Origin of the sequence: Ectopseudomonas chengduensis (assembly GCF_900102635.1) — a bacterium.
In the GTDB taxonomy this organism is placed as follows: Bacteria; Pseudomonadota; Gammaproteobacteria; order Pseudomonadales; family Pseudomonadaceae; genus Aquipseudomonas; species Aquipseudomonas chengduensis.
On record NZ_FMZQ01000010.1, the window covers coordinates 93787 to 113675 of the forward strand.

Consider the following 19889-nt stretch of genomic DNA (forward strand, 5'->3'; position numbering starts at 1 on the left):
TTTACTTAGTAGAGGCCTGAACAACAGGCCACAAAGCTGATGGGAGACGACTGAATGAGCAATGACGGCGTGAATGCAGGCCGGCGTCGCTTCCTGGTTGCAGCCACCTCCGTGGTGGGTGCAGCAGGAGCGGTAGGTGCTGCGACTCCGTTCGTGGGGTCATGGTTCCCCAGTGCCAAGGCCAAGGCGGCCGGTGCACCGGTGAAGGTGAACGTCAGCAAGATCGAGGCAGGTCAGCAGATGGTTGCTGAGTGGCGCGGTCAGCCGGTGTTCATCGTGCGCCGTACCGAGGAGATCCTGGCCAATCTGACCAAGATCGAAGGCAGCGTCGCCGATCCCGAGTCCGCTGCCTCCGTGCAGCCGGAGTACGTGGACAAGAAAACCCGCTCGATCAAGCCAGAGCTGCTGATTCTGGTAGGCCTGTGCACCCACCTGGGTTGTGCGCCGTCCTTCCGCCCGGAAGTAGCCCCGGCAGACTTGGGCCCGGACTGGGTGGGTGGTTATTTCTGCCCTTGCCACGGTTCGCGTTACGACCTCGCCGGTCGCGTGTACAAGGCGCAGCCTGCACCGCTGAACCTGCCAGTGCCGCCGCACACCTACGAAACGGATGATGTGATCATCATCGGTGTGGACCAGGAGAACGCGTGATGAGCAAATTCATGGAATGGGTGGATGCGCGCTTCCCCGCCACCAAGATGTGGGAAGACCATCTCTCCAAGTATTACGCCCCGAAGAACTTCAACTTCTTCTATTTCTTCGGCTCGCTGGCTCTGCTGGTGCTGGTCAACCAGATCGTTACCGGTATCTGGCTGACCATGAGCTTCGAACCTTCGGCTGAAGGCGCGTTCGCCTCCGTCGAATACATCATGCGTGACGTCGAGTACGGCTGGATCCTGCGCTACCTGCACTCCACCGGCGCCTCGGCGTTCTTCGTGGTGGTCTACCTGCACATGTTCCGCGGTCTGCTCTACGGCTCCTACCAGAAGCCGCGCGAGCTGGTGTGGATCTTCGGCATGCTGATCTACCTGGTGCTGATGGCCGAGGCCTTCATGGGCTACCTGCTGCCCTGGGGTCAGATGTCCTACTGGGGCGCCCAGGTGATCATCTCGCTGTTCGGTGCCATTCCGGTCATCGGCGACGACCTGACCCAGTGGATCCGTGGTGACTACCTGATCTCCGGCATCACCCTGAACCGCTTCTTCGCCCTGCACGTGATCGCACTGCCGATCGTTCTGCTTGGCCTGGTCGTACTGCACATCCTGGCGTTGCACGAAGTCGGTTCGAACAACCCGGATGGCGTCGACATCAAGAAGCTCAAGGACGAGAACGGTGTGCCGCTCGATGGCATCGCCTTCCATCCTTACTACACCGTGAAAGATATCGTCGGCGTAGTGGTGTTCCTGTTCGTGTTCTGCTTCGTGGTGTTCTTCTTCCCGGAAATGGGCGGTTACTTCCTCGAGAAGCCGAACTTCGAAGCGGCCAACCCGTTCAAGACCCCTGAGCACATCGCCCCGGTTTGGTACTTCACGCCGTTCTACGCGATTCTGCGTGCGGTGCCGGACAAGCTGCTCGGCGTCATCGCCATGGGTGCAGCCATCGCCGTTCTGTTCGTGCTGCCCTGGCTCGACCGTAGCCCGGTCAAATCCATGCGCTACAAGGGTTGGATGAGCAAGATCTGGCTGCTGGTGTTCTGCATCTCCTTCGTCATCCTCGGCGTGCTGGGCGTGCTGGCTCCGACTCCGGGTCGTACCCTGCTGTCGCAGGTGTGCACCTTCCTGTACTTCGCGTACTTCATCCTGATGCCGTTCTACACCAGGATGGAGAAGACCAAACCGGTTCCGGAAAGGGTGACTGGCTGATGAAAAAGCTCTTCGCTGCATTTGTTTTCGCTGCGCTGCCGGCTCTGGCCATGGGCGCTGCCAGTAACTATCCGCTGGACAAGGTGGACATCGATCTACGCGACCAGGCTGCTCTGCAGGACGGCGCGCGTACGTTCGCCAACTACTGCATGGGCTGCCATGCCGCCCAGTACCAGCGTTACGAGCGTGTTGCCGATGACCTCGGCATCCCGCACGAAATCATGCTCGACAATCTGGTGTTCAACGACGCCAAGATCGGTGACCACATGAAGATCGGCATGAAGCCGGACGACGCCAAAGCCTGGTTCGGTGCGGCGCCGCCTGATCTGACTCTGGTCGCTCGCGTGCGTGGCAACGACTGGCTGTACACCTACCTGCGTACCTTCTACGACGACCCATCCCGTCCGCTGGGCGCCAACAACAAGGTGTTCCCGAACGTCGGTATGCCGAACGTGCTGGTCAGTCTGCAGGGCAATCAGGTGATCGGTTGCAAGCAGGTTCAGGTCGTCACTGATGGCAAGAAGCAGTTCGACCCGCTGACTGGCGCACCGATCACTCACGAAGCCTGCGATCAGCTGACCGTAGAGCCGAATACCGGCAAGCTGAGCGAGGCCGAGTTCGATGAGAAGATCAAGAACCTGGTGACCTTCCTGGCTTACTCGGCCAACCCGGTCAAGCTGAAGTCCCAGCGCATCGGCACCTATGTGCTGCTGTACCTGGCGTTCTTCTTCGTGTTCGCCTACCTGCTCAAGCGTGAGTACTGGAAGGACGTGCATTAAGTCGTTGCAGTTCTCTGCATACACCTGCGCGCCCTTATGGGCGCGCAGGTTTTTGTGCTCTGCCATTCCAGGTGGCCACCTTGCGGTGCCGTCACTTGCAACTTCAAGAATTGCCTTGGGCAATTCTTCGTGTTTCTGCAAAATCAAAAAAAGCGAGGAGGATCGCCATGGCGGTGACCAATAGGTTGACCTGCTACTCCGACCCCGCCGACCACTATTCCCATCGCGTGCGTCTGGTGCTCGCCGAGAAAGGTGTCAGCGTCGAGATCATCGATGTCGAGCAGGGCCGTTGTCCGCCCAAGCTTGCCGAGGTCAATCCCTACGGCAGTGTGCCAACGCTGGTCGATCGTGACCTGGCGCTGTACGAATCGTCCGTGGTGATGGAGTATCTGGACGAGCGCTACCCGCATCCACCGCTGCTGCCGGTCTATCCGGTTGCTCGCGCCAACAGTCGTCTGCTGATGCACCGTATCCAGCGTGACTGGTGCGTGCTGGTCGATCGTATTCTCGACAAGCGCAGCAAGGAGGCCGAGCGCCAACTGGCGCGCAAGGAGCTGCGCGAGAGCCTGACCGGTGTATCGCCGCTGTTCGCGGACAAGGCATTCTTCCTCAGTGACGAGCTGAGTCTGGTGGATTGCTGCCTGCTGCCCATTCTCTGGCGTTTGCCGGTTCTGGGTATCGAGTTGCCGCGTCCGGCCAAGCCGCTGCTCGACTATATGGAGCGTCAGTTCGTCCGTGAGGCCTTTCAGGCCAGTCTTTCTGCTGCCGAGCGCGCGATGCGCTGAGAAGGAGGAAACCATGAATTCCAGTCGCCCCTATCTGGTTCGCGCCCTCTACGAATGGATCGTCGATAACGATTGCACGCCACATTTGCTGGTCAGTGCCGAGTATCCGGGCGTGCAGGTGCCACCAGGCTTCGCCAGCGATGGCCAGATCGTGCTCAATGCTTCGCCCAGCGCCGTGCGACACCTGCATATGGACAATCAGGCGGTGAGCTTCGAAGGGCGCTTCGGTGGTGTTGCGCACAGCCTGTACATTCCGGCCGCGGCGATCCTGGCGATCTACGCGCGGGAGAACGGTCAAGGTATGGTCTTCGATATGGAACCGTCGGTTGCGGGTGGTCCGGAAGAGCCAGAGCCGGATGATGATGGGCCTTCCGGCGGCGAGCCGTCGCGTCCCAGCGGCCGGCCAAGTCTGAAAGTGGTCAAGTGAGCAATGAAAAGGGCGCCCATGGGCGCCCTTGTCGTTTCTGCATTCGAATCAGTTGGTGTATTCGAACAGGCGCACAACCCGCTGCACACCCGATACGCTCTGTACCACGCGGGTAGCGGCGTTGGCTTCTTCGCGCGTGACCAGGCCGAGCATGTAGACGATGCCGTTCTCGGTCACGACCTTGACCCGCGCGCTCGGTACGCTGCTGTCGGCCAGCATCTGCGTCTTGATCTTGGTGGTCAGCAGCGAATCGTTGCTGCGTGCCAGCAGGGATGCAGGTTGCTGCACCTGCAGCTCGTTGTAGACCTTCTTCACGCCCTGTACGCCACGGGCGGTCTGAGCGGCGCGATCCTTGAGCTCGCTGCGCGGGGTTTGTCCGGCGAGCAGCACCACGCCGTTATAGCTGGTGACCACGATGCGCGAGGTCGGGCTGGACAGGTCGGCGTGTGCATTGCTGATGCGCGACGCGACCTCCGGGCCCAGGAACTGGTCATCGATCTTGTTGCCGATGCTGCGGCTGCCACAGCCTGCCAGGGTCAGGGTAACGGCCAGGGCGGCCAGAATCAGGGCGGAACGCTTCATTCTTCACTCCCAAACAATTGACTGTCGATCAGGTCGCAGAGGCAGTGGATAGTCAGCAGATGGACTTCCTGAATGCGTGCGGTGACTTTGGCTGGAACGCGGATTTCGACGTCTTCCGGCAGCAGCAGCGAGGCCATGCCGCCGCCGTCGCGGCCGGTGAGGGCGACGACGGTCATCTCACGATCATGTGCAGCTTGAATGGCCTGGATGACATTCGCGGAATTGCCGCTGGTGGAAATCGCCAACAGTACATCGCCCGGTTGGCCGAGTGCGCGGATCTGCTTGGAGAAGATCTCGTTGTAGCTGTAGTCGTTGGCGATGGAGGTGATGGTCGAGCTGTCGGTGGTCAGGGCGATGGCCGGCAGGCTGGGGCGCTCGCGCTCGAAACGGTTGAGCAGCTCGGAGGAGAAATGCTGGGCATCGCCGGCGGAGCCGCCGTTGCCGCAGGAAAGAATCTTGCCCTCGTTGAGCAGGGCCTGGACCATCACCAGGCTGGCGTGCTCGATGTATGGAGTCAGAACCTCCACGGCCTGCTGCTTGGTGTCGATGCTGGCTTGGAAGAGCTGGCGGATTCGGGATTGCATGTCCATCGGTTAAACCTTGAATTTACGGCCGTCAGGCATCGAAGGCGTTCTTGATCCAGTCGAGGCGAGTGGCACCGTCGGTACTGATGGCGACCACGTCGAAGCGGCAGGGGTAGCGGGCCCAGCGTGAATGTTGCTGAAGGAAGAGTTCGGCGGCGATGACCAACTTGCCACGCTTGCGCGCATCGATGCTCTCCAGGGCGCCGCCCCAGGCGCTGTGGCGACGGGCGCGGACCTCGACGAATACTACTGTATCGCCGTCGAGCATGACCAGATCGAGCTCGCCACGCCGACAGCTCCAGTTCTGTTCGATCAGGCGCAGGCCGTTACGTTCCAGATGCTGGCGAGCCGCCTGTTCGGCGGCTCGCCCCAGATCGTTGTGTGCGCTCAATTGATGCTGTCAGGAAGGCGCTGAACCTGGCCGCCACGGAACTCGGCCCAGGGCAGCTGGCGCTCGATCCGCTGCGTGGCATTGAGGCTGAGGCTGCCCGACAGGCCGTCGATGCGCGAGTCAGGCAGGGCCTTGAGCTGGCCCAGGCGTGGCGCCAGGCGGTAGGCGTCGACTCCCATGGCATACAGGCGGCCGAGGCTGCCGCCGGCCTGCGGCCACTGATTGCTGACTTCCTGGCGCAATGGCGCGTGGGCGTCGAGCAGCCAGGGCGTTTCGCAGAAGCGGATGCCTTCCAGGTCTTGGTACTGGGCCTGGCTATGGGCGCCGGTGAACAGGTGCGAGGTGGCGTAGACCGGCACGTCGCCGGCGTACTGGAAGGCCAGGGTCGGCTTGATCTGCTGGGCCTGTTGCGGGGTGGCCGCAAGGAAGATGAAGTCGATGTCCTGACGGCGCGCCGGTTGGGCATCCAGGCTGGTGCCCAGGGTGTTCTGCAGGCGGCGCGCACGCGCTTCGCTTTCGCGCAGTTGGAACAGGTCGGCGATCTGCCGTGCCAGTTCCACCGGCTGGTCGACATGTTCGGCGGCGATCAGGGTGCCGCCCTGGGCCTGCCAGCTCTGACGGAAGGCATCCAGTACGCGGTCGCCCCAGTCGCCACGCGGCACCAGGGCCACGGCGCGGCGCATGCCGTCATTCCAGGCGCGGCGAGCCACTTCGCGGGCTTCATCCTCGGCGGCCAGGCCGAACTGGAACAGTTGCGCCGGGCCTTCCTGGCCTGCGTCGCTGTAATTCAGGGCGAGGGTGGTGATTGGCAGTTGTTCGCGGTCGCTTAGCTGCTTGACCAGCGGTTTTTCCAGTGGACCGACCACCAGTTGTACGCCATCGGCTTGTGCCTGTTGGTAGAAGGCATCCAGCGAGCCAATCCGGGAGCTGTCGTAGAGCTTGATTTCCGGTGGGTTCTGCCCGGCCTGCTGAGCTTCGTAATGGGCGGCGAGGAAGCCGTCACGCAGGGCGCGGGCGACACTGGCCAGCTGGCCTTCCTGGGGGAGCAGCAGAGCGACGCGGGTCAGCGGCTGGCTGGCCAGTTCGCGCAGTTTTTCCAGTGCTTCGGGCAACTGCTCGGCGGCCGGGTGTTGCGGATTCTGTGCGACCCACTGGTCGATGGCTGCTTGCTGCTGTTCGAGGGTGGCACCGCTTTTGGTCGCTCGAGCCAATTCCAGCCAGCCGGCCAGGTCGCTGTCGGCGCCGGCAGAGGTTTGTGGCGGCAGGCTGGAGACCAGCTCCCAGATGTTCTCGTGGTTGTCGGCGGCGGCCTGGCCGCTCAGCAGCGGTGCGATGAACACGCGTTCGCGGGCGGCGGCCAGGGTCTGGCCATCGGCCTCCAGGGCGCGCGCGCGGACCAGTTGGGTGCGGATCTGCTGCTCGATCGGCAGCTCTGCCAGGCGTTCGAGACTGGGGTGTTGCAACGCTTTCAGGGCGCTCTTGGGTTGCTTGCGGGCCATTGCCAGCTCGGCCTTCAGGGTGCTGGCGAAGATCTGTTGGGCGGGTTGCAGGCTGGCAATGTCGATCTGCTCGAGAATGCGGGTGGCGCGGGCCACATCGTTCTGCTGATAGCTCTGGTCGGCAGCGGACAGGCGCAGCAGGGCAGCCTGCTCCGGCTTGCTCTCGTCAGCTTGCTGGAGCATCTGCTCGATGCTGGCTTGTGGCGTGCGCGGCAGCTGGCCCAGGTTGTTGGAGGGCGAGCTGGCGCAGGCGGCAAGCAGGCCGGCCAGGAAAAGAGCAGAAAGAGGGCGCAGGCTAGCGATCATCGGGTCATCCTGATACTTGAGCAAAACGAGCGGCGATTGTACCCAAGGGGCGACATCCGTGCGATGCCGCTGGGGCGGAACCGGCTAGAATGAGCGCTCTTTCAATTAACGAGGTGTTTCCAGTGAGTCAGCCCGCCGTCTCAAGCGTCCAGCCAGGCAGCCTGTATGTGGTCGCCACGCCCATTGGCAACCTGGATGACATCAGCGCGCGGGCGTTGCGGATCTTGCGCGAGGTGGCGCTGATCGCTGCTGAAGACACCAGGCATTCGGTGCGCCTGCTGCAGCATTTTGGAATCGAGACGCCGCTGGCTGCCTGTCACGAACACAATGAGCGCGATCAGGGCGGGCGCTTTCTGGCGCGCCTTCAGGCCGGTGAGGATGTTGCGCTGATTTCCGATGCGGGCACGCCGCTGATTTCCGACCCGGGTTACCACCTGGTGCGCCAGGCACGCGCCGCGGGGATTGCGGTGGTGCCGGTGCCGGGCGCCTGCGCGCTGATCGCCGCGCTGTCGGCTGCCGGTCTGCCCTCGGATCGTTTCATCTTCGAAGGTTTTCTGCCGGCCAAGGCGGCGGGACGCCGTGCGCGTCTGGAGCAGGTGCGAGAAGAGCCACGCACGCTGATCTTCTATGAGGCGCCACACCGTATTCTCGAGTGCTTGCAGGACATGCGAGATGTGTTTGGCGGGGATCGCCCGGCATTGCTGGCGCGTGAGCTGACCAAGACCTTCGAGACTCTGCAGGGGCTGCCGCTGGCCGAACTGTGCGAGTGGGTGGGCGCAGACAGCAATCAGCAGCGCGGCGAGTGCGTGGTGCTGGTGGCAGGCTGGCAGGCGCCGGAAGGCGAGGACGCAGTCAGTGCCGAAGCCCTGCGCGTGCTCGATCTATTGATGGCGGAAATGCCGCTCAAGCGCGCAGCGGCGCTGGCGGCGGAGATTACTGGGGTGCGCAAGAATCTGCTTTACCAAGTCGCCCTGGAGCGCAAGGCCTAGGGCATTCTCTGTCGGTCTGGCTTGCAGCTTGCCATCACGCCCGGTACCCTTGCCGGCGGAGAGTCGATCGGACAGTCGCTGCCTTCGCAAGAAGGGGGAGGAAAGTCCGGGCTCCATAGGGCGGAGTGCCAGGTAACGCCTGGGAGGCGTGAGCCTACGGAAAGTGCCACAGAAAATAACCGCCTAAGCGTCTCGGCGCCGGTAAGGGTGAAAAGGTGCGGTAAGAGCGCACCGCACGGCTGGCAACAGTCCGTGGCTAGGTAAACCCCACTCGGAGCAAGACCAAATAGGGTTCCATCGGCGTGGCCCGCGCTGGAACCGGGTAGGTTGCTAAAGGCGTGCAGTGATGTACGTCGTAGAGGAATGACTGTCCTCGACAGAACCCGGCTTACAGATCGACTCTCCTCCTTCCTTTCTCGCGTTGTGCTTCTATCTCCCTCCCGTCTGATACCGAAAAATTCTTACTCTTAACAAATTACTTTAAGTTCGAATTTCAGCTGGCTGGAATGGTTGAGATTTATCTGTCCAAAGCCGGTTCCGGCATCCCTTTTCCCCTCGCTTTTGTTCGCTAAATCTCCGTCCTGTAAGGATTTTTCCCTTCTGGAGCGCCTTGACGGTGGGGCGTGCGCGTTCCTATAGTGTGCGCAAGTGGTAAGAAGTGGCACGAAGTGGGTTTTTTGGGCATGGAAAGCTAATTACAGGGGAAGCGCAGCCGTGTTTCGCGGAGCTAACGCCATCAGTCTCGACGCCAAAGGGCGCCTCGCGATGCCGAGTCGGTATCGTGACGAGCTCGTTGCGCGTTGCAGTGGCCAGCTCATCGTGACCATCGACGCCGTCGACCCCTGTCTTTGCGTTTATCCCCTGGCCGAGTGGGAGCTGATCGAGAACAAGCTGCGCGAGCTGGCCTCCTTCCGTGAAGAGAACCGCCGCCTGCAGCGTTTGCTGATCGGTAATGCCGTCGATCTCGAGTTGGACGCCAGCGGCCGCTTCCTGGTGCCGCCGCGCTTGCGCGAATACGCCAAGCTGGACAAGCGAGCGATGCTCGTCGGTCAGCTGAACAAGTTTCAACTCTGGGATGAAGATTCCTGGAATGCCGTAGCCGAAGCCGACCTTGCTGCCATCAAGCAGCCCGGTGCCCTTTCCGATGACCTGCGTGACCTGATCCTGTGACCATGACCGATAACAAGTTGCGCCATATCACCGTGCTGCTCGACGAAGCCGTCGAGGGGCTGGCTGTGCGCGGTGATGGTCGTTATATAGATGGCACCTTCGGGCGCGGCGGACACAGTCGGCTGATCCTGCAGAAGCTCGGGCCAGATGGGCGGCTCTTGGGGTTCGACAAGGATCCCCTGGCGATAGCCACCGGGGAAGCATTGGCGGCCGAAGACGGCCGCTTTGTCGTTGTACAGCGCAGTTTTGCGGAACTTGGCGAAGAAGCTGTTGTCCGCGGCATTTCCGGACAGGTTGCCGGCATTCTGCTGGACCTTGGTGTGTCCTCGCCGCAGCTGGACGATCCCGAGCGTGGTTTCAGCTTCCTCAATGACGGCCCGCTGGACATGCGTATGAATCCGGATGTCGGCGTCAGTGCCGCTGACTGGATTGCCACGGCGGATGAAGACGAAATTGCCCGCGTGCTCAAGGATTACGGCGAAGAGCGTTTCGCCAAGCGCATGGCGCGCGCCGTGGTGCAGCGCCGCGCCGAGCAGCCGTTCACCCGCACTGCCGATCTGGCCCAAGTGCTGACCGTGGCCAATCCGGCCTGGGAAAAGGGCAAGAACCCGGCGACGCGTGCCTTCCAGGGCATCCGTATCCACGTCAACAACGAGCTCGGTGATCTCGAGCGCGGCCTCGAAGCGGCGCTGGAAACGCTGGAAGTCGGTGGTCGCCTGGTAGTGATCAGCTTCCACTCGCTGGAAGACCGCATCGTCAAACAGTTCATGAAGCGTCAGGCCAAGGGCGAGGCGGACAAGCTGCCGCGCGACCTGCCGATCATTCCGAAAGCCTTCGAACCGCGTCTGAAACTGATCGGCAAGCCGGTCTACGCCGCTGAGGCCGAACTCAAGGCCAATCCGCGCTCGCGCAGCGCGGTGATGCGCATCGCGGAGAAATTGCGGTGAGCCGCCGGCTGATCAAGTCCATGCCCAGCGGCAGCTTCCTGATGCTGCTGCTGTTCATCGCCATCCTGATTTCCGCTGTGGCGGTGTCTTACAGTGCGCACTGGAATCGTCTGCTGCTCAATGAGCTGTACGGCGAGCTGAGCGTGCGTGACAAGGCGCAGGCCGAGTGGGGCCGACTGATTCTCGAGCAAAGTACCTGGACCGCACACAACCGCATCGAAGCGCTGGCCACTGAACAGCTGAAAATGCACATCCCCGACCCTGCCGCCGTGCGCATGGTGCGTCCATGATCGGGCTCGAAGGCGCACTCTATCCCTGGCGCTTCCGCCTGGTGCTGGTGCTGCTGGCGCTGATGGTGGGCGCCATTGCCTGGCGCATGCTCGACCTGCAGGTGCTCGACCATGACTTCCTCAAGGCGCATGGCGATGCTCGCAGCGTGCGGCATATCCCGATCCCGGCGCATCGTGGTCTGATCACCGACCGCAATGGCGAGCCGCTGGCTGTCAGTACCCCTGTTACCACGCTGTGGGCCAATGGCAAGGAGCTGCAGGCCGGCCGTGAGCAGTGGCCGGCGCTGGCTGCCGCACTCGGCCAGGATCCCGCCAACTTCGCCGCGCGTCTTGAGCAGAACAAGGAGCGCGAGTTCATGTATCTGGTGCGTGGCCTGACCCCGGAGAACGGTCAGCGTGTGCTGGACCTGAAAGTCCCGGGCGTTTATGCCATCGAAGAATTCCGCCGCTTCTATCCGGCTGGCGAAGTGGCGGCTCATGTCGTCGGCTTCACCGATATCGACGACCGGGGTCGTGAGGGCATGGAGCTGGCCTACGAAGACTGGCTGGCCGGTGTGCCGGGCAGGCGCCAGGTGCTCAAGGACCGGCGTGGCAAGTTGATCAAGGACGTTCAGGTCGCGCAGAACGCCAAGGCTGGCAAGGCCTTGGCGTTGTCGATTGATCTGCGCCTGCAGTACCTGGCCCATCGCGAGCTGCGCAATGCGTTGCTGGAGAACGATGCCAAGGCCGGCAGCCTGGTGATGGTCGACGTGAAGAGCGGTGAAGTGCTGGCGATGGTCAACCATCCCACCTACAACCCGAACAACCGTCGCAACCTGACCCCGGCAGCCATGCGCAACCGCGCCATGATCGACGTGTTCGAGCCTGGTTCGACCATCAAGCCGCTGTCGATGTCCGCTGCGCTGGAGACCGGTCGCTGGAAACCCAGCGACATCGTTCAGGTCGGCAACGGCACTCTGCAGATCGGCCGCTACAGCATTCGCGACGTTTCCCGCACGCAAGGTCCGGCGCTGGATCTGACCGGTATCCTGATCAATTCCAGCAACGTCGGCATGAGCAAGATCGCCTTCGACGTGGGTGGAGAGAATATCTATCAGGTGCTGAGCAACCTGGGTTTCGGTCGCGATACCGGCCTCGGGTTCCCGGGGGAGCGGGTTGGCAATCTGCCCAATCACCGCCAGTGGCGCCAGGCGGAAACCGCCACGCTGTCCTACGGCTATGGCCTCTCGGTGACTGCGGTGCAACTGGCGCATGCCTATGCCGCACTGGCCAACGGCGGCGGCATGACGCCGCTGTCGATGATTCGCGTGGACAGCAAGCCAGGCGCCATGCAGGTCATGTCGCCCGACGTGGCCAAGACCCTGCAGGGCATGTTGCAGCAGGTGGTCGAGGCGCCGCGAGGCGTGTTCCGCGCCCAGGTTCCGGGTTACCACGTCGCCGGCAAGAGTGGCACCGCGCGCAAGACCAATGCTGGCGCCAAGGGCTACCAGACCAACTCCTACCGGTCTCTGTTTGCCGGTTTCGCCCCGGCGCAGGACCCGCGAATTGCGCTGGTCGTGGTGATCGACGAGCCAGGCAAGGGTGCCTACTACGGCGGCCTGATTTCCGCACCGGTGTTCAGCCGGGTGATGGCAGGTTCGCTGCGCTTGATGAACATTGCGCCAGACAATCTGCCGCCGCCCGAGCAGAAGATGGCCGCCGTTGGCCAGGGAGGGCGTAACTGATGCCCATGCCACTCAATCAACTGTTGCCAGCTGCCGAGAGCAGCGTGCTGATTCGGGAACTGACTCTGGACAGCCGCAAGGTGCGTCCGGGGGATCTGTTCCTGGCCGTGCCGGGTACCCAGCAGGATGGCCGCGTGCATATCGCCGATGCAATTGCGCGCGGCGCTGCGGCAGTGGCCTTCGAGGCCGAAGGCGCTGCACCCATGCATGCTGAAAGTGCTGTGCTGGTGCCGGTCAGGGGGCTGGCCGGCCAGCTTTCGGCTATTGCCGGGCGCTTCTACGGTGAACCGAGCCGCGCTTTGCACCTGATCGGTGTTACGGGTACCAACGGCAAGACCAGCGTCAGCCAGTTGCTGGCTCAGGCACTGGATCTGCTCGGTCAGCGTTGTGGCATCGTCGGTACCCTGGGCACCGGTTTCCATGGCGCGCTGGAGCAGGGCAAGCACACCACCCCCGATCCGGTCGGGGTGCAGGCCACCCTGGCCTCGCTCAAGCAGGCCGGTGCCCGCGCCGTGGCGATGGAGGTTTCCTCCCATGGTCTGGATCAGGGCCGCGTCGCGGCGCTGGAGTTCGACGTGGCGGTGTTCACCAACCTGTCGCGCGATCACCTCGATTACCACGGCAGCATGGAGGCCTATGGTGCAGCCAAGGCCAAGCTGTTCGCCTGGCCGAACCTGCGTTGCCGAGTGATCAACCTCGATGACGCCTTTGGTTGTGAGCTCGCCGCGCAAACGCACGAGTCACGCCTGATCGGCTATAGCCTCAGCGATGCCAGCGCCTTCCTTTATTGCAGCGAAGCGCACTTCGACGATCACGGCGTGCGTGCGCGCCTGGTGACACCGCGCGGCGAAGGCATGCTGCGCAGCAATCTGCTCGGTCGTTTCAACCTGAGCAACCTGCTGGCGGTGGTCGGTGCGCTGCTGGGCATGGACTACGGCCTCGACGAGATTCTCAAGGTCCTGCCGCAACTGCAGGGGCCAGCGGGCCGCATGCAGCGTCTCGGTGGCGGCGACAAGCCGCTGGTGGTGGTCGACTACGCGCACACCCCGGATGCGCTGGAGAAAGTTCTCGAAGCCATGCGTCCACACGTCGAAGGGCGTCTGGTCTGCCTGTTCGGTTGCGGCGGCGATCGTGACCGCGGCAAGCGCCCGCTGATGGCCGCGGTTGCCGAGCGGCTGGCCGATGCGGTGTGGGTGACCGATGACAATCCGCGTACGGAAGAGCCGGCACAGATCGTTGCCGATATCCGCGCAGGCTTCAAAGCGCCGGAGCAGGTGCAGTTCATTCATGGCCGTGGCGATGCCATCGCGCGGCTGATTGCCCAGGCTGAAGCCGCCGATGTGCTGGTACTGGCTGGCAAGGGCCACGAGGATTACCAGGAAATCATGGGCGTGCGTCAGCCGTTCTCCGATCTGATCGAAGCGAACAAGGCCCTGGCGGCCTGGGAGGTAGCGCATGCTTAAGCCCTGGTTGCTCAGCGACGTCGCCGCCGATCTGAACGCTCGCGTGATTGGCGCCGATGTGGCGTTCTCCGCCGTTGGCACCGACAGCCGCACCATCGCTGCGGGTCAGCTTTTCGTGGCGCTGACCGGCCCACGCTTCGACGGTCATGATTATCTGGTCGACGTCGCCGCCAAGGGGGCAGTCGCCGCGTTGGTCGAGCGTGAGGTGGCGAATGCGCCGTTGCCGCAATTGCTGGTGGCCGACACGCGTCTGGCACTCGGTCAACTGGGTGCGCTGAACCGCCAGGCCTTTACCGGCCCGCTGGCTGCCGTGACCGGTTCCAGTGGCAAGACCAGCGTCAAGGAAATGCTCGCGTCCATTCTGCGTGCCGGCCTCGGCGGCGCGGTACTGGCCACTCGTGGCAATCTCAATAACGACCTCGGTGCGCCACTGACCCTGCTGGAGCTGGCGCCTGAGCATCGCGCCGGGGTGATCGAACTGGGCGCCAACCATGTCGGCGAGATCGCCTACACCGTCAGCCTCACCCAGCCGCAGGTGGCGATCATCACCAATGCCGGCAATGCCCATGTGGGTGAGTTTGGCGGTCCGGAAAAGATTGTCGAGGCCAAGGGCGAGATTCTCGAAGGCCTGCCGAACGATGGTGTGGCCCTGCTCAATCTGGATGACAAGGCGTTCATCACCTGGCAGCGCCGCGCTGCCGGACGCAAGGTGCTGAGCTTTGCCTTGCGCGACACCCGCGCCGACTTCCACGGCAGCGATCTGGCCCGCGACGAGCGTGGCTGCCAGGGCTTTACCCTGCGCAGCCCGGTCGGTAGCGCGCGCATTCAGCTCAACCTGCTCGGTGAGCACAACGTGGCCAATGCACTGGCGGCCTGTGCTGCCGCTCATGCGCTGGGCATGCCGTTGGTCGCCATGGTCGAAGGGCTGGAAAGCCTGCAACCGGTCAAGGGCCGCGCCGTAGCGCAGCTGGCGCCGAACGGCGTGCGAGTCATCGATGACAGTTATAACGCCAACCCGGTGTCCATGTGTGCGGCGGTGGATATACTCGCCGCCTTCTCCGGTCGCACCGTCCTGGTGCTGGGAGACATGGGCGAGCTGGGCGAGTGGGCTGAACAGGGCCATCGCGACGTCGGCCGCCATGCCGCGGGCAAGGTCGATGTGCTGTATGCCGTTGGCCCGCTGATGCGTTTTGCGGTCGAGGAGTTTGGCTCAAAAGGCCGTCACTTCGTCGATCAAGCCGAACTGATCGAAGCGCTTCGCGCCGAACAGGCCGGCAGCACACTACTAATCAAGGGTTCACGCAGCGCAGCCATGGACAAGGTCGTGGCGGCGCTGTGTGGCGTATCTGGGGAGATTCACTAAATGCTGCTGCTGCTGGCGGAGTACCTGCAACAGTTCCACAAGGGCTTCGCGGTCTTTCAGTACCTGACCCTGCGCGGCATCCTCGGCGTGCTCACCGCCCTGGCGCTGTCGCTGTGGCTCGGCCCGTGGATGATCCGTACCCTGCAGGTGCGGCAGATCGGCCAGGCGGTGCGCCACGATGGCCCGCAATCGCACCTGTCGAAGAAAGGCACGCCGACCATGGGCGGTGCGCTGATCCTCAGCGCCATCACCGTGAGCACCTTGCTCTGGGCCGACCTGTCCAACCGCTACGTCTGGGTGGTGCTGGCCGTGACGCTGCTGTTCGGCGCCATCGGTTGGGTCGATGACTACCGCAAGGTGATCGAGAAGAACTCGCGAGGTCTGCCGAGCCGCTGGAAGTATTTCTGGCAGTCGGTGTTCGGCCTCGCTGCCGCCGTCTTCCTTTATATGACTGCGCAGAGCCCGGTGGAGACCACCCTGATCCTGCCGTTGCTGAAGGACGTCGCCATTCCTCTGGGTGCCGGCTTCGTGGTGCTGACCTACTTCGTCATCGTCGGCACTAGCAATGCGGTGAACCTCACCGACGGTCTCGACGGCCTGGCCATCCTACCAACCGTGATGGTGGCCGGTGCGCTGGCGATCTTCTGCTACCTGTCGGGCAACGTGAACTTCGCCGAGTACCTGCTGATTCCCTACGTGCCGGGCGCCGGTGAGCTGATCGTGTTCTGCGCCGCGCTGGTGGGCGCCGGCCTGGGCTTTCTGTGGTTCAACACTTACCCGGCGCAGGTGTTCATGGGTGACGTCGGCGCGCTGGCGCTCGGCGCCGCACTGGGCACCATCGCCGTGATCGTTCGCCAGGAAGTCGTGCTGTTCATCATGGGCGGGGTGTTCGTGATGGAAACCCTGTCGGTGATCATCCAGGTCGCCAGCTTCAAGCTGACCGGCAAGCGCGTGTTCCGCATGGCGCCGATTCACCACCATTTCGAACTCAAGGGCTGGCCTGAGCCGCGCGTGATCGTCCGTTTCTGGATCATCACCGTGATTCTCGTGCTGATCGGCCTGGCCACCCTGAAACTGAGGTAATAGAGCGTGTCATTGATCGCTTCCGACCAGTTCCGCATCGTTGTCGGCCTCGGCAAGAGCGGCATGTCCCTGGTGCGCTTCCTGGCGCAGCAGGGCGTGCGCTTTGCCGTGGCCGATACGCGCGCGAACCCGCCGGAGCTGGAGACGCTCAAGCGTGACTACCCGCAGGTGGAAGTACGTTGCGGCGAGCTGGACGTGGACTTCCTCTGCCGCGCCTCGGAACTGTACGTGAGCCCGGGCCTGGCGGTGGCGACTCCAGCGTTGGCCGCAGCGGCTGCGCGCGGGGTGAAACTGTCTGGCGATATCGACCTGTTCGCCCGCCACGCCAAGGCGCCGATCGTCGCCATCACCGGCTCCAACGCCAAGAGCACCGTCACCACTTTGGTCGGCGAGATGGCGGCTGCGGCTGGCAAGCGCGTCGCCGTCGGCGGCAACCTGGGTACGCCGGCGCTGGATCTGTTGGCCGACGATGTCGAGCTGTACGTGCTGGAGCTGTCCAGCTTCCAGCTGGAGACCACCGATCAGCTCAACGCCGAAGTGGCCACCTGCCTGAACATCAGCGAAGACCACATGGACCGTTACAGCGGTCTGCCGGCCTATCACCTGGCCAAGCATCGGATCTTCCGTGGTGCCCGTCAGGTGGTGATCAACCGCGACGATGCCCTGTCGCGCCCGCTGATCGCCGACCAGGTGAGCTGCTGGGAATTCGGTCTGGGCAAGCCGGACTTCAAGCGCTTTGGCCTGCTCGAAGAGAATGGCGAGAAATCCCTGGCGTTTCGCTTCGAAGCGCTGCTGCCGGTGAGTGAGCTGAAGATTCGTGGCGCGCATAACCAGTCCAACGCCCTGGCGGCGCTGGCGCTCGGTCATGCCGTGGGCCTGCCGATGGACGCCATGCTCGCCACCCTGCGCCAGTTCGCCGGTTTGCCGCATCGCTGCCAGTGGGTTGGCGAGCGTGCCGGGGTGAGTTATTACGACGACTCCAAGGCCACCAACGTCGGTGCCGCGCTGGCGGCCATCGAAGGCCTGGGTGCGGACATCGCCGGCAAGCTGGTGCTGATCGCCGGTGGCGATGGCAAGGGCGCAGACTTCACCGCGCTGAAGGCTCCGGTCGCACGCTTCTGCCGTGCCGTGGTGCTGCTCGGTCGTGATGCTCAGCGTCTGGCCGACACCCTGGGCGACGCCGTACCGCAGGTGCGAGTAGCGAGCCTGGAAGAAGCCGTGCAGCGCTGCAGCGAATTGGCCGAGGCCGGTGATGCCGTGCTGCTGTCGCCGGCCTGCGCCAGCCTGGACATGTTCAAGAACTTCGAAGAACGCGGGCGCCTGTTCGCCCAGGCTGTGGAGGGGCTCGTCTGATGTTGTCCTTCCTGCAGATTCGCCCCTCGCCGCTACTGGGTCGTGGCCTCGATCTGGACTTCCCGCTGCTGGCCGGTTGCCTGGGCCTGCTCGGCCTCGGCCTGGTGATGATCGCTTCGGCGTCTTCGGAAGTGGCCGCGGCGCAGACCGGTAGCCCGCTCTATCACATGATTCGCCATCTGATCTACCTGGTGATCGGTCTCGGTGCCGCTGGCGTGGTGCTGATGGTGCCGATGAACATCTGGCAGCGTTACGGCTGGATCATGCTGCTGGCGGCTTTCGCCCTGTTGGTGCTGGTGCTGGTGCCGGGCATCGGCCGCGAGGTCAACGGTGCGCGGCGCTGGATCGGCTTCGGCGCCTTCAACGTGCAGCCGTCGGAGATCGCCAAGGTGTTCGTGGTGATCTACCTGGCCGGTTACCTGGTGCGCCGTCAGGAAGAGGTGCGCGAGAGCTGGGCCGGTTTCTTCAAGCCTTTCGTCGTGCTGCTGCCAATGGCAGGCCTGTTGCTGCTGGAGCCTGACTTCGGTGCCACCGTGGTGATGATGGGGTCGGCCATGGCGATGCTGTTCCTCGGCGGCGTCGGCATGCTGCGCTTTGGCTTGATGGTGGCGCTGGCGGTTGGCGCGGTGTTCGTCCTGGTGCAGACCCAGGAGTACCGCCTGCAGCGTTTGATCACCTTTACCGATCCCTGGGCCGACCAGTATGGCTCCGGTTATCAGCTGACCCAGGCGCTGATCGCCTTCGGCCGCGGCGAGTGGTTCGGTGTCGGTCTGGGTAACAGCATTCAGAAGCAGTTCTACCTGCCGGAAGCGCACACCGACTTCGTCTTTTCGGTACTGGCAGAGGAACTGGGCTTCGTCGGCGCGCTGGCGACCCTGGCGCTGTTCGTCTTCGTCAGCGTACGTGCGCTGTACGTCGGTCTGTGGGCCGAGAGGGCCAAGCAGTTCTTCTCCGCCTATGTCGCCTATGGTCTGGCTTTCCTGTGGATCGGTCAGTTCCTGATCAATATCGGCGTGAACACCGGTCTGTTGCCGACCAAGGGGCTGACCCTGCCGTTCCTCAGCTACGGCGGCTCGTCGCTGGTGATCTGCTGTGTGAGTCTGGCGCTGCTGCTGCGTATCGAGTGGGAGCGGCGCAACATCCTGGGTAACGAGGACGTGGATTTCACCGAAGCGGATTTTGCCGAGGAGGTCAGCCATGCGCGGTAATGTGCTGATCATGGCCGGCGGCACCGGTGGTCACGTATTCCCGGCGCTGGCCTGCGCGCGCGAGTTCCAGGCCCGTGGTTACGCCGTGCACTGGCTGGGCACGCCGCGTGGTATCGAGAACGAACTCGTCCCACAGGCGGGCCTGCCGCTGCACCTGATCAATGTCAGCGGCCTGCGTGGCAAGGGCAAGCTGTCCTTGCTCAAGGCGCCGTTCCAGCTGCTGCGTTCTCTGCTGCAGGCGCGTCGTATCGTGCGTGAATTGCAGCCGGTGTGCGTGCTTGGCATGGGCGGTTATGTCACCGGTCCCGGCGGTCTGGCCGCGCGTATGGCCGGCGTGCCGCTGGTGATTCACGAGCAGAACGCCGTCGCCGGTACCGCCAATCGCCTGTTGTCGCGTATCGCCAATCGTATCTGCGAGGCCTTCCCGAACACCTTCGGTGCTTCCGACAAGCGCCGCACCACCGGTAACCCGGTGCGTGAAGAGCTGTTCCTGGAAACGCCGCGCGAGCCGCTGGCCGGGCGCAAACCGAAATTGCTGGTGCTGGGCGGCAGCCTGGGCGCCGAGCCGCTGAACAAATTGCTGCCGGCCGCGCTGGAGAAAATCCCTGCCGATGTACGTCCGCAGGTGTTCCACCAGGCCGGTAAACAACATGCCGACATCACTGCGGAGCGTTATCGCGATGCCGCGGTCGAAGCCGAGGTCGCGCCTTTCATCAAGGACATGGCTCGTGCTTATGGCTGGGCCGATCTGGTGGTTTGCCGCGCCGGCGCGCTGACCGTCAGCGAGCTGGCCGCAGCGGGGCTGCCGTCGTTTCTCGTGCCACTGCCGCACGCCATCGACGACCACCAGAGCCGCAATGCCGAATATCTGGCGAAGGAGGGCGCCGCCGTCCTTCTCCCGCAACATGCCACTGACGCGGACACGCTTGCCGCGCAGCTCACCGAGGTTCTGATGCACCTGGAAAAACTCAATGTCATGGGCGCCACCGCGCGTCGCCTGGCCAAGCCCGATGCCACCCGCGCGGTGGTCGATATCTGCCAGGAGGTGATGCGTGGCTAAGTCTCCCGCTGCGGTCAAGGCCGAAGT

Annotated in this window: 20 protein-coding genes and 1 other RNA gene; 17 read left to right on the top strand and 4 right to left on the bottom strand. The window is 63.4% G+C overall.

Going from position 1 to position 19889, the window contains the following annotated elements; all coding sequences use genetic code 11:
* Nucleotides 1–54: 54 nt before the first annotated feature.
* The 5 genes from petA (at nucleotide 55) to BLS08_RS16375 (ending at nucleotide 3850) form a co-directional block, all read left to right on the top strand.
* Nucleotides 55–648, top strand: coding sequence for a ubiquinol-cytochrome c reductase iron-sulfur subunit (gene petA / locus BLS08_RS16355; RefSeq protein WP_021488093.1), 594 nt, complete (start codon nucleotides 55–57; stop codon nucleotides 646–648).
* Nucleotides 648–1859 carry a cytochrome b gene (locus BLS08_RS16360; RefSeq protein ID WP_021488094.1) on the top strand — a complete coding sequence of 404 codons (1212 nt, stop codon included), beginning with the start codon at nucleotides 648–650 and terminating at the stop codon, nucleotides 1857–1859. Before petA ends, BLS08_RS16360 begins: the two co-directional genes overlap by 1 nt.
* Nucleotides 1859–2638, top strand: a complete 780-nt coding sequence (locus tag BLS08_RS16365) for a cytochrome c1 (protein ID WP_090336911.1) — start codon at nucleotides 1859–1861, stop codon at nucleotides 2636–2638. The genes BLS08_RS16360 and BLS08_RS16365 overlap by 1 nt, the downstream gene beginning before the upstream one ends.
* Nucleotides 2639–2805: 167 nt before the next feature.
* Nucleotides 2806–3423 carry a glutathione S-transferase N-terminal domain-containing protein gene (locus BLS08_RS16370; protein WP_021488096.1) on the top strand — a complete coding sequence of 206 codons (618 nt, stop codon included), beginning with the start codon at nucleotides 2806–2808 and terminating at the stop codon, nucleotides 3421–3423.
* Nucleotides 3424–3436: 13 nt separating this feature from the next.
* Nucleotides 3437–3850, top strand: coding sequence for a ClpXP protease specificity-enhancing factor (locus BLS08_RS16375; protein WP_017678955.1), 414 nt, complete (start codon nucleotides 3437–3439; stop codon nucleotides 3848–3850).
* A gap of 48 nt (nucleotides 3851–3898) precedes the next feature.
* On the opposite strand, the gene BLS08_RS16380 is transcribed toward BLS08_RS16375, so the two are convergent.
* Genes BLS08_RS16380 through BLS08_RS16395 form a run of 4 tightly spaced genes read right to left on the bottom strand, consistent with a single transcriptional unit; the run spans nucleotide 3899 to nucleotide 7212 of the window.
* Nucleotides 3899–4432 (bottom strand): BON domain-containing protein, encoded by a 534-nt coding sequence (locus BLS08_RS16380; RefSeq protein WP_021488097.1) that lies wholly within the window; start codon nucleotides 4430–4432, stop codon nucleotides 3899–3901.
* Nucleotides 4429–5022 carry a phosphoheptose isomerase gene (locus tag BLS08_RS16385; RefSeq protein WP_055983924.1) on the bottom strand — a complete coding sequence of 198 codons (594 nt, stop codon included), beginning with the start codon at nucleotides 5020–5022 and terminating at the stop codon, nucleotides 4429–4431. Before BLS08_RS16385 ends, BLS08_RS16380 begins: the two co-directional genes overlap by 4 nt.
* A gap of 25 nt (nucleotides 5023–5047) precedes the next feature.
* A complete protein-coding gene (locus BLS08_RS16390) occupies nucleotides 5048–5407 on the bottom strand; it encodes a YraN family protein (RefSeq protein WP_017678958.1) in 360 nt (119 codons plus the stop codon).
* Nucleotides 5404–7212 carry a penicillin-binding protein activator gene (locus tag BLS08_RS16395; protein WP_055983921.1) on the bottom strand — a complete coding sequence of 603 codons (1809 nt, stop codon included), beginning with the start codon at nucleotides 7210–7212 and terminating at the stop codon, nucleotides 5404–5406. The genes BLS08_RS16390 and BLS08_RS16395 overlap by 4 nt, the downstream gene beginning before the upstream one ends.
* Nucleotides 7213–7301: 89 nt before the next feature.
* Here BLS08_RS16395 and rsmI point away from each other — a divergent pair, with 89 nt between their 5' ends.
* The 12 genes from rsmI to murG all read left to right on the top strand — a co-directional run bounded on the left by rsmI (nucleotide 7302) and on the right by murG (nucleotide 19862).
* A complete protein-coding gene (gene rsmI / locus BLS08_RS16400; protein WP_090336912.1) occupies nucleotides 7302–8201 on the top strand; it encodes a 16S rRNA (cytidine(1402)-2'-O)-methyltransferase in 900 nt (299 codons plus the stop codon).
* 59 nt (nucleotides 8202–8260) lie between these two features.
* An RNA gene (rnpB, locus tag BLS08_RS16405) (RNase P RNA component class A) lies at nucleotides 8261–8608 on the top strand.
* 307 nt (nucleotides 8609–8915) lie between these two features.
* The gene (mraZ, locus tag BLS08_RS16410) at nucleotides 8916–9371 is read left to right on the top strand and encodes a division/cell wall cluster transcriptional repressor MraZ (protein WP_003459315.1); all 456 of its coding nucleotides are present in this window, start codon (nucleotides 8916–8918) and stop codon (nucleotides 9369–9371) included.
* 2 nt (nucleotides 9372–9373) lie between these two features.
* Nucleotides 9374–10318 (top strand): 16S rRNA (cytosine(1402)-N(4))-methyltransferase RsmH, encoded by a 945-nt coding sequence (rsmH, locus tag BLS08_RS16415; protein ID WP_031306408.1) that lies wholly within the window; start codon nucleotides 9374–9376, stop codon nucleotides 10316–10318.
* Entirely contained in the window at nucleotides 10315–10608 is a 294-nt protein-coding gene (gene ftsL, locus BLS08_RS16420; RefSeq protein ID WP_021488101.1) for a cell division protein FtsL, read from the top strand. The genes rsmH and ftsL overlap by 4 nt, the downstream gene beginning before the upstream one ends.
* Nucleotides 10605–12332, top strand: a complete 1728-nt coding sequence (locus BLS08_RS16425) for a peptidoglycan D,D-transpeptidase FtsI family protein (protein WP_090336914.1) — start codon at nucleotides 10605–10607, stop codon at nucleotides 12330–12332. The genes ftsL and BLS08_RS16425 overlap by 4 nt, the downstream gene beginning before the upstream one ends.
* Nucleotides 12332–13795, top strand: coding sequence for a UDP-N-acetylmuramoyl-L-alanyl-D-glutamate--2,6-diaminopimelate ligase (locus BLS08_RS16430; RefSeq protein WP_090336915.1), 1464 nt, complete (start codon nucleotides 12332–12334; stop codon nucleotides 13793–13795). Before BLS08_RS16425 ends, BLS08_RS16430 begins: the two co-directional genes overlap by 1 nt.
* Nucleotides 13788–15158: a UDP-N-acetylmuramoyl-tripeptide--D-alanyl-D-alanine ligase gene (locus BLS08_RS16435; protein ID WP_090336917.1), complete on the top strand. Its 1371-nt coding sequence runs from the start codon at nucleotides 13788–13790 to the stop codon at nucleotides 15156–15158. The genes BLS08_RS16430 and BLS08_RS16435 overlap by 8 nt, the downstream gene beginning before the upstream one ends.
* A complete protein-coding gene (gene mraY, locus BLS08_RS16440) occupies nucleotides 15159–16241 on the top strand; it encodes a phospho-N-acetylmuramoyl-pentapeptide-transferase (protein WP_017678966.1) in 1083 nt (360 codons plus the stop codon). It abuts the gene before it with no gap.
* 6 nt (nucleotides 16242–16247) lie between these two features.
* Nucleotides 16248–17594: a UDP-N-acetylmuramoyl-L-alanine--D-glutamate ligase gene (gene murD / locus BLS08_RS16445; protein ID WP_090336920.1), complete on the top strand. Its 1347-nt coding sequence runs from the start codon at nucleotides 16248–16250 to the stop codon at nucleotides 17592–17594.
* Complete coding sequence (ftsW, locus tag BLS08_RS16450) at nucleotides 17594–18802, top strand: putative lipid II flippase FtsW (RefSeq protein ID WP_090336922.1); 1209 nt, start codon at nucleotides 17594–17596, stop codon at nucleotides 18800–18802. Before murD ends, ftsW begins: the two co-directional genes overlap by 1 nt.
* Nucleotides 18792–19862: an undecaprenyldiphospho-muramoylpentapeptide beta-N-acetylglucosaminyltransferase gene (murG, locus tag BLS08_RS16455; protein ID WP_090336924.1), complete on the top strand. Its 1071-nt coding sequence runs from the start codon at nucleotides 18792–18794 to the stop codon at nucleotides 19860–19862. Before ftsW ends, murG begins: the two co-directional genes overlap by 11 nt.
* Nucleotides 19863–19889: the final 27 nt, after the last annotated feature.

Bases quoted from the DNA above. Each gene is read 5' to 3' on its own strand.
- ftsW (WP_090336922.1), top strand. From the start codon at position 17,594: ATGTTGTCCTTCCTGCAGATTCGCCCCTCGCCGCTACTGGGTCGTGGC.
- BLS08_RS16385 (WP_055983924.1), bottom strand. From the start codon at position 5,022: ATGGACATGCAATCCCGAATCCGCCAGCTCTTCCAAGCCAGCATCGAC.
- BLS08_RS16380 (WP_021488097.1), bottom strand. From the start codon at position 4,432: ATGAAGCGTTCCGCCCTGATTCTGGCCGCCCTGGCCGTTACCCTGACC.
- BLS08_RS16395 (WP_055983921.1), bottom strand. From the start codon at position 7,212: ATGATCGCTAGCCTGCGCCCTCTTTCTGCTCTTTTCCTGGCCGGCCTG.
- BLS08_RS16430 (WP_090336915.1), top strand. From the start codon at position 12,332: ATGCCCATGCCACTCAATCAACTGTTGCCAGCTGCCGAGAGCAGCGTG.
- rsmI (WP_090336912.1), top strand. From the start codon at position 7,302: ATGAGCGCTCTTTCAATTAACGAGGTGTTTCCAGTGAGTCAGCCCGCC.
- BLS08_RS16360 (WP_021488094.1), top strand. From the start codon at position 648: ATGAGCAAATTCATGGAATGGGTGGATGCGCGCTTCCCCGCCACCAAG.
- BLS08_RS16370 (WP_021488096.1), top strand. From the start codon at position 2,806: ATGGCGGTGACCAATAGGTTGACCTGCTACTCCGACCCCGCCGACCAC.
- BLS08_RS16365 (WP_090336911.1), top strand. From the start codon at position 1,859: ATGAAAAAGCTCTTCGCTGCATTTGTTTTCGCTGCGCTGCCGGCTCTG.
- mraY (WP_017678966.1), top strand. From the start codon at position 15,159: ATGCTGCTGCTGCTGGCGGAGTACCTGCAACAGTTCCACAAGGGCTTC.
- BLS08_RS16435 (WP_090336917.1), top strand. From the start codon at position 13,788: ATGCTTAAGCCCTGGTTGCTCAGCGACGTCGCCGCCGATCTGAACGCT.
- BLS08_RS16375 (WP_017678955.1), top strand. From the start codon at position 3,437: ATGAATTCCAGTCGCCCCTATCTGGTTCGCGCCCTCTACGAATGGATC.
- rsmH (WP_031306408.1), top strand. From the start codon at position 9,374: ATGACCGATAACAAGTTGCGCCATATCACCGTGCTGCTCGACGAAGCC.
- murG (WP_090336924.1), top strand. From the start codon at position 18,792: ATGCGCGGTAATGTGCTGATCATGGCCGGCGGCACCGGTGGTCACGTA.
- petA (WP_021488093.1), top strand. From the start codon at position 55: ATGAGCAATGACGGCGTGAATGCAGGCCGGCGTCGCTTCCTGGTTGCA.
- BLS08_RS16425 (WP_090336914.1), top strand. From the start codon at position 10,605: ATGATCGGGCTCGAAGGCGCACTCTATCCCTGGCGCTTCCGCCTGGTG.